The sequence below is a fragment of the Phenylobacterium sp. genome (genome assembly GCF_031360265.1).
GTDB lineage: Bacteria > Pseudomonadota > Alphaproteobacteria > Caulobacterales > Caulobacteraceae > Phenylobacterium.
Genome location: NZ_JANMBF010000055.1, coordinates 1 through 7,615, shown reverse-complemented (window position 1 = coordinate 7,615; position 7,615 = coordinate 1). Strand labels below are relative to the sequence as shown.

Sequence of the window (7,615 nt, the reverse complement as noted above, 5' to 3'; positions counted from 1 at the left end):
TGTGGGCGTAGGACGGGTCGAGCGCGTGCTCGGCGTCGACGAAGGCCGCCGTGCCGCCCAGTTTCTGGACCTCGGCCACCACGTGCAGGGCCAGCGTCGTCTTGCCCGAGCTTTCCGGCCCGTAGATCTCCACCACGCGTCCTTTTGGCAGGCCGCCGATGCCCAGCGCCATGTCCAGCCCCAGCGAGCCGGTGGGGACACTCTCGATCTCGACGATCTTGCCCTTGTCGCCCAGCCGCATCACCGAGCCCTTGCCAAAGGCCCGGTCGATCTGGGTCAGCGCCGCTTCCAGAGCGCGCTGCTTGTCACCGTCTTCGCGTGCCACGAGTTTCAACGCCGTTGCCATGTCCAGAGCCCTCTATCCCACGATTCCGCCAACCGGCCCGGCCCAATGGCCAGAGACTCCTGCGTACCGCCTTTGTTCCATGTTCGCAAGATGTTCTTTAAGGACGGGAAGCGGGGGTAAGGCCAGGGCTCGGAGGAGGCACGCTTTGGGCGCCGATCAATGGCGACCTATCCATTTGAGATTGCACGGAGGCGGCTCCCTGGAGGCAATGGGCTCTATGCCGGCGCATCGCTCCGCGGAGAGGCCATGATGGTCGACGGTGAAGGAGAGCAATCCGCTACCTGGCAGCGGCCATCCGGGGCCGCGCTGTCGTCAGCTAGCGAACGGCTGGCGCGCCACGGGCGTCTCGCCCCGCTGATAGATGACCACGCCGTCCTTGATGGTCGTCAGCACCTTCACATCCTTGATCTTCATAGGATCGATCCGTGTTGGGTCGGCGTCGAGGATCACCAAGTCGGCGTACTTGCCAGGCGTGATAGAGCCCTTGATCGTCTCATCGAACTGCTGCCAAGCGGGCCAGAGCGTCAGCGCCTCCAAGGCGGTATCCGGCGAGATCCGTTGACCGGGGCCCAGAACCCTGCCTGAGCGCGTTACGCGGTTCACCGCGCTCCACCAGACATGCATCGCCGACGGAGGAACCACCGGGGCGTCGGTGTGCAGGCTGAAGTCAATGCCCAGCTTCTGGGCAGCAGCGGTCGGGCTGATGAAGGCCGCACGGTCTCGCCCCAGCGTTTCGTCCCGGTGCCAGTCGCCCCAGTAGAAGGTGTGCTCGGCGAAGAAGGTCGGAAAGATTCCGAGGCGGCGGTAGGCGGCAAGCTGATCCTGACGGGTCACCTGAGAATGGACGATCACCGGGCGTGTGGCGCGAGCGTCAGGATGGGCCGCATAGGCCTTTGAGATCGCCGCCAGCACCATGTCGATGCAGGCATCGCCGTTGCAATGGGTCTGAACCTGCCAGCCCCGCCCCATGAACCGATCGTACCAGCCGTCGAGTTCTTCCGCCGACAGCGTGGAGTAACCGCGATAGTCGGCCGCCGCACCCGCCGGCGGGTGCAGGTAGGGCTTGGTCAGATAGGCGGTCTTGCCCTGGGGTGAGCCGTCCTGGGAAATCTTCACACCCGCAAACTTCAGGTGATTTACATAGGGTCCGCCAATGACAACGCCACGGTGGGCGACCCAGTCGTCGACCAGGGTCCATTTCGGGTAAGCCACGACGTCCAGTCTAAGGGCGCCGGCCGCGCTGGCGGCCTGAAGCAGTCCAAGCGCGGGACTGGAGGTCTGGCCGTCCTGCGCCGTCGTATAGCCCTGGCTGGCATAGTAGGTTTGGACCTCGTCAAGCGCTTTGGCCGCCTCGGCCGGTGAAGGCGCCGGTAGCGCCGCCAGGGCCAAGCCGACCGCCTGTTCGTCCAACGCCCCAGTGAGTTGGCCGGCAGCGTCGCGGCCCAAGCGCCCGCCTTTTGGATCGGGCGACGAGGCGTCGAGGCTGAGCCTTTTGAGCGCGGCGTGGTTGCAGCGCGCCAGATGGCCCGAGACGTGGACGACGCATATTGGCCGGTGAGCCGACACAGCGTCCAACTCGGCGATGTTCGGATGGCGTCGCTCCGACATCAGGGAGTCGTCATAGCCGATACCAATGACCATCTGATCGGCGGGCGCGGCGTGGTCAGCGAGGAAGGTCCGCATTGCTTGCTGCAGGCCGGCGATAGATCCGATTGTACCGACCGGGGACGGCGATAGGTCCACGAGACGCCAGATCGCAGCGAGATCGCCGATATGACTGTGCCCGTCCACGAAGCCGGGTGTCATCGTCTTGCCGGTCAGATCAACCACCTGGGTATGCGGGCCACGTAGCGAGGCGATTGCGGAATCGCGGCCGACAGCGAGGATGCGTCCGCCGCCCACCGCGACCGCCTCGGCCCGGGGATGGGCCGCATCGGCGGTGAGGACATGGCCGTGCAGATAGATGACGTCGGGCTCTGCGCCAGCGGCGCAGGCTCCCAGTGGCGAAAGCGCCCAGGCGATTGCCGCGAAGAGTCCCCCGGCGGCGGGGGCCAGCCGGAGCGATCCGCGTCCGCGCGATCCCGCGATCACGAAACCCCCGCGGCATCCCGATACGGGCTGAGGTCCCAGCCGGGGTAGCGGGCCTGGGCGCGGGCCAGGGTGGTGTCGGTCCAGAAGGGGTCGCCGGGACGCTGCACGCCCAGACAGGCGAGCTGTTCGGGGGTGGCGTGGTCGACCAGGCGGGCCCACGGCCGGGTGTGATGGAATTGCCAGGCGGTGTAGCCGATGCTCTCATCGCCCGCGGCCTTGAAACAGGCCATCACCGCGTAGCGGCGCCCGTTCGGCGCGGTCAGGTTGGTGCCGCGGTGATAGACGTCGATCGAATAGGGGATCGCGGTCCCCGCCGGCGACGCACTGGACCGTTCGCGCCGCGCCAGGGCTTTCTGCAGCTTCGACTGGGCGTCGGGGTCGAAGTTCAGCGACGCCTCCGGCCCGGCGATCGCGGCGCTGTCGGGACGCGTCACATAGTGCATGGCGCCGTGTTCGTCGGAGACGTCGGTGAAGTAGCTGAGGATGGTCACCGAATTGCGGGCGGAATCCTCTGACGGCACGGTCAGGGTGTGGTTGGAAAAATCACAGTGGAACGGCTGGTCGTAGTCCGCGTCGCCGGTGAACTTGGCCCAGGCCTGGCACTGATAGAGCTGCACGGCGTCGGTCTTCAGCGCCGCTTTCGCAAAGGCGATCAGCGCCGGGTGCAGGCCGATCAGGTTCAGCGCCGGGGAGCAGTCGAAGGGGATAATCTCGATCGCCTTGAACTGGGCGCCGTTGAAGCGACCGATCTCGTCGGCCTTCTTCTTGTTCATGGGCTGGTCGCCGCCGGCCGTGCGCCCGAACACCGTCTCGAAGTCCGCACAGACCGCCGCAACCTCGTCCGCGCTGAAGAAATCGCGCAGCAGGGCGACCCCGTCGCGCCGCCAGGTCTCGATGTCGTCGGGTCCGAAGCGGTGATCTTCCGGCAGGCGCATCGCTCTGTCTCCCCTCGCCGTCCATCTGGCAGCGGGCATTTAGAGCGCAGCGGGTCACTTGCGTGCAACCCCCGCTGGCGCGATGGCGTAAGACAGCCCCATGACCGCACCCCGTCACATCCTCGTCACCGGCTCCACCCGCGGCATCGGGGCGGCGATCGTCGCGGCGCTGGGCCCGCGCGGCGTGCGGGTGGTCGGACATGGCCGGACAGACGGGGGGCGAGCTGACGCGGACGGGGTGATCGGCGCCGATCTCAGCCAGTCCGGGGCGGCGGATCGGCTGTGGGACGCGGCCCTGGCGCGGCTGGACGGGCGGATCGACGCGGTGGTCAACAATGCCGGGGTGTTCGAGGCCGTGGCGGTGGATGCGCCGGACGCCGAATGGGGGGCGGCCTGGGCGCGAACCCTTCAGGTCAACCTGCAGGCCAGCGCCGACCTCTGCCGGCGCGCGGTGCTGCATTGGCGCGACCGCCAGGCCGGCGGGCGCATCGTCAATGTCGCCAGCCGGGCGGCCTATCGCGGCGACTCGCCCGCCCACTGGCACTATGCGGCGTCCAAGGCCGGGATGGTGGCGATGACCAAGTCGATCGCGCGGGCCTATGCGGCGGAGGCCATCCTGGCCTTCGCGGTCTGTCCGGGGTTCACGATGACCGGAATGGCGCAGGACTATCTGTCGAGCCGGGGCGGGGCGGCGCTGCTGGCCGACATCCCGCTGGGCCGGGTGGCGAGCCCCGAGGAGGTGGCCGACACCGTGGCCTGGCTGGCCCTGGACGCGCCAGCCTCGATGACGGGCGCCGTGCTCGACATCAATGGCGCGAGCTACGTGCGCTAATCTCCCCCCGACCGCCGCAGCAATGCGGCCAGCTCGTCCTGCCAGAAGGCGGCCCAGGTGTGGGTTCCGTGGCCGTGGCCGTCGGCGCGGGCGGGCAGCAGCACGAAGCGGGCCGAACCGATGCGCCGGGCCTGCCGCTCGGCGACGCCCAGCTCCGGCGGGTTGATGAAGTCGTCGGCGGAATTGATCCAGGTCATCGGCGCTGAGATGGCCCCGAGCCCGCCCGACGGGTCATAGGTGCGCGAGGCGTCGAGCTGATAGATCAGGTCGTTGGCCTCGGCGGCGGCGACGCGGGCGGCGGTTTCCCTTGCGGCGTAGGCGTCGACCGCCTCGCGGGTCGGCAGGGCCAGCTGCATCGGCCAGGGCGCCGCGCCGGCCAGGATCAGCAGGTCTTCAGCGGTCCTCAGGCCCTGGACCGGCGGGGTCGCATAGTCACCGCCCTGCCAGGCGGGATCGGCCTTGATCGCCGCGATAGCCATCTGCCGCCACAGCCGGTTGCGGCCGGCGATCGGCGCGGGCAGGCAGGCCAGCGGCATCAGCGCCGCGGCCGCGTCCGGCCAGGTCTGCGCCCAGACAAAGGCGTGCATGCAGCCCATGGAGGTCCCCAGGATCAGCCGCAGCTTGCCGACCGCCAGCCCCTGCGTGACCAGGGCGTGCTGGGCCGCGGTCATGTCGGCATAGTCATAGTGCGGGAAGCGGGCGCGCAGGCCGTCCGACGGCTTCGACGAGCCGCCGTGGCCGATGCCGTCGGGCATGACGATGAAGTATTTCGCCGGATCGAGCCGGCCCCCCGGCGCGAACAGCACGTCGGCGAACTGCGGCGCCAGGAACTGCGTCCCGGCCCCGCCGGTGCCGTGCAGCAGGAGGACGGCGTTGACCACCTGGCCCGCCCCGTCGCGCCGCGGCTGGCCCAGGGTGCGGGAGTGGATGCGCAGCCGCGCCAGGCGCTCGCCGGAGCGGAAATGGAAGTCGGCGATCGTGAAGTCGGCTTCCCTTGGCGCAAGGGTCGCGTGCGACGCCGGCTGGGCGCGCGCACCGGGCGTCGCCAGGGCCAGCGCCGCCAGGCCCGCCAGGCCCAGGATCCGCAGCCGCCCACCGATCGATCCGCGCGTCCGCATTGGCGTCCAGCCTCCCTGAGAACCCCGAGCCTACCCGTCCCTGGACAGGGGTGGAACCGCCCCGGGCGGAACCTGCGCCATGCAGCGGGCGTTGTGTGGACCAAAGGGACGGACAGGATGTCTAGGACCCAGGAGTTCCAAATGCGCAAACACCTTCTCGTCGCCGGCATCGCGCTGGCGACCCTCATACCGTCGCTGGCCATGGCTCAGCAGACCTGCGAGCAACGCAGCAACAACCGCACGGCGGGCACGGCTGTCGGCGCCATCGCCGGCGCCCTGCTGGGCAGCGCCGTCGCCGGCCACGGGGAGAAAGGCACGGGCGCCATCGTCGGCGGCATTGGCGGCGCGGTGATCGGCAACCAGATCGCCAAGGGCGATCGCGACTGCACGCATGCCTATGGCTACTACGACAGCAATCGCCAATGGCACGCCAACGACGTGACCCGCGAGAACGCTTCGGGCTACTACGACCGTGACGGCCAGTGGGTCGCCGGCGCGCCGAACGGCTACTACGACAACCGGGGTCGCTGGGTGGCTTCCAACAAGCCGGCCTCGACCGCCGGCTACTACGACTCCGACGGCCATTGGGTGCCGGCGTCGGCCAGCGGCTACTATGCTGCCAACGGCCAGTGGGTCGCCGGCTCGACCAGCGGGCACTGGGAGAACGGCCGCTGGGTGGCCGCGCCCGCCACCGGCCACTACATGGCCGACGGTCGCTGGATGGCCGGCGAGGCCATGGGCCACCGCGACGCCAACGGCGTCTGGATCGCCGACGCGCAGCCGGGCTACTACGACACCAACGGCCGCTGGAGAGCCGGCACGGCCACGGGGTACTATGACGCGCAGGGTCGCTGGGTCGCCACGGCGGCCTCGGCCGGCGCCTATGGCTCACAGGCCAACTACGAGTCCCCGTCCAACACTCAGCGCCGCGATGTCCGCAGCCGCGAGGCCTGGCTCGAACAGACCATCCAGCGCGACGTGAGCACCGGATCGCTGAGCCGCTACGAGGGCGACCGGGCGCTTCGCCAGCTCGCCGACATCCGCCACGAGGAAAAGCGCATGAGCCGCCGTCACGGCCAGCTGCGCGGTCGCGACGAGGCCTACATCCAGGCCAAGCTGGACGACCTCAGCACTCGCGTCCGCGCCTCACGCCAGGACTGACCACTCTCGCTCGACGGCATTCGGGTCCCTGGCGCAAGCCGGGGACCCGTTTTCGTCGGTGCAACGGGTCTCAGACCCAGGTCCTAGTAGCGCTGGGCGACGGCGGCCACGCCCCACTTGGGCGGTGGCGGAACGTAGGTGCGGAACGCCTCGATCGCCTCGGCAGTGCTGTCAGCGTAGATCAGCATGTCCACATAGGGCTGCGCCAGAAACCCCCGGTCGGCCATCTGCTGCACGGTCTGGCGCATCAGGTCGTAGTAGCCACTTACATTCACGAACCCGCAGGGCTTGGCGTGGAAGCCCAACAGGGCCCAGGTCCATTGCTCGAAAATCTCCTCAAAGGTCCCCGGTCCGCCCGGCAGGCAAAGGAATCCGTCGGCAAGCTCGGCCATGGCCCATTTGCGCTCGTGCATCGAGTTCACGATCCTGAGCTCGGTCAGCCCTTTGTGGCCGATCTCCTGGTCGACAAGGTCCGCTGGCATGACGCCGATCACCCGGCCGCCGGCGGCCAGCGCCGCGTCGGCTACCGCGCCCATCAGGCCCACCTTGCCGCCGCCGTAGACAAGCGTCAGGCCTTGGCGGGCGATCACGGTTCCCGCGGCGATCGCTTCATCGCGAAAGGCGGGGTCGTTGCCGGAAGCCGAGCCGCAGTAGACGCCGATGCTCTTCAACGCCAGATCCACCTGCGAACCACGAAACCAAGGGGCGATCCAGTAGGCCGATTGCGACCTTCTGTCACTGGGCGGCTGGCCTACCGGCCTTTCGCCCGCTACATAGCTAAAACGGGGCGCCAAAATCGGCGGCCGGGCGCCGTTGCATGCGGCGCAAGACTCTATCTCGGTTAGGTCAAGCGAATGTCGAGCGGCACGGTCAAGTGGTTCAATACCGCCAAGGGTTTCGGGTTCATCCAGCCCGACGACGGCGGAAGCGATGTCTTCGTCCACATCTCAGCGGTCGAACAGGCGGGCCTGCGCGGCCTGAATGAAGGCGATCTGGTCAATTTCCAACTCGAGCAGGATCGACGATCCGGCAAGCTTTCGGCGGGCCAGCTGGTGGTCACCGGCCAGGGCGCGGCTCCGGCGCGCAGCGGCGGGGGCGGGGGCGGGTTCGACCGTCCGCGCGGCGGCGGCGG

7 protein-coding genes and 1 pseudogene are annotated in these 7,615 nt (G+C 68.8%); 3 read left to right on the top strand and 5 right to left on the bottom strand.

Translation table 11 applies throughout. From position 1 onward, the window contains the following. From RMN86_RS04860 to RMN86_RS04850, 3 genes are all read right to left on the bottom strand, one after another. Positions 1–346: ATPase domain-containing protein (locus RMN86_RS04860; protein WP_309604705.1), on the bottom strand; the 346-nt coding region annotated here is incomplete at its 3' end. Positions 347–658: 312 nt separating this feature from the next. Then, positions 659–2,437 (bottom strand): amidohydrolase, encoded by a 1,779-nt coding sequence (locus tag RMN86_RS04855; RefSeq protein WP_309604704.1) that lies wholly within the window; start codon positions 2,435–2,437, stop codon positions 659–661. Further along, entirely contained in the window at positions 2,434–3,372 is a 939-nt protein-coding gene (locus tag RMN86_RS04850) for a phytanoyl-CoA dioxygenase family protein (RefSeq protein ID WP_309604703.1), read from the bottom strand. Before RMN86_RS04850 ends, RMN86_RS04855 begins: the two co-directional genes overlap by 4 nt. Before the next feature lie 100 nt (positions 3,373–3,472). Between RMN86_RS04850 and RMN86_RS04845 the strand changes: the two genes are divergently transcribed. After that, positions 3,473–4,204 carry an SDR family oxidoreductase gene (locus RMN86_RS04845; protein ID WP_309604702.1) on the top strand — a complete coding sequence of 244 codons (732 nt, stop codon included), beginning with the start codon at positions 3,473–3,475 and terminating at the stop codon, positions 4,202–4,204. Here the strand turns inward: RMN86_RS04845 and RMN86_RS04840 are convergent. Beyond that, positions 4,201–5,322: an alpha/beta fold hydrolase gene (locus RMN86_RS04840; RefSeq protein WP_309604701.1), complete on the bottom strand. Its 1,122-nt coding sequence runs from the start codon at positions 5,320–5,322 to the stop codon at positions 4,201–4,203. The genes RMN86_RS04845 and RMN86_RS04840 overlap by 4 nt on opposite strands. 141 nt (positions 5,323–5,463) lie before the next feature. On the opposite strand from RMN86_RS04840, the gene RMN86_RS04835 reads away from it, so the two are divergent. Further along, positions 5,464–6,483 (top strand): glycine zipper 2TM domain-containing protein, encoded by a 1,020-nt coding sequence (locus tag RMN86_RS04835; protein ID WP_309604700.1) that lies wholly within the window; start codon positions 5,464–5,466, stop codon positions 6,481–6,483. A gap of 83 nt (positions 6,484–6,566) precedes the next feature. Here RMN86_RS04835 and RMN86_RS04830 read toward each other — a convergent pair whose 3' ends face one another. Then, on the bottom strand, positions 6,567–7,154 hold the full coding sequence (locus tag RMN86_RS04830) for a TIGR00730 family Rossman fold protein (protein WP_309604699.1): 588 nt from the start codon (positions 7,152–7,154) through the stop codon (positions 6,567–6,569). Between the two features lie 183 nt (positions 7,155–7,337). Here RMN86_RS04830 and RMN86_RS04825 point away from each other — a divergent pair. After that, positions 7,338–7,535: pseudogene (locus RMN86_RS04825) on the top strand (cold-shock protein); the annotation flags it as partial. Positions 7,536–7,615: the final 80 nt, after the last annotated feature.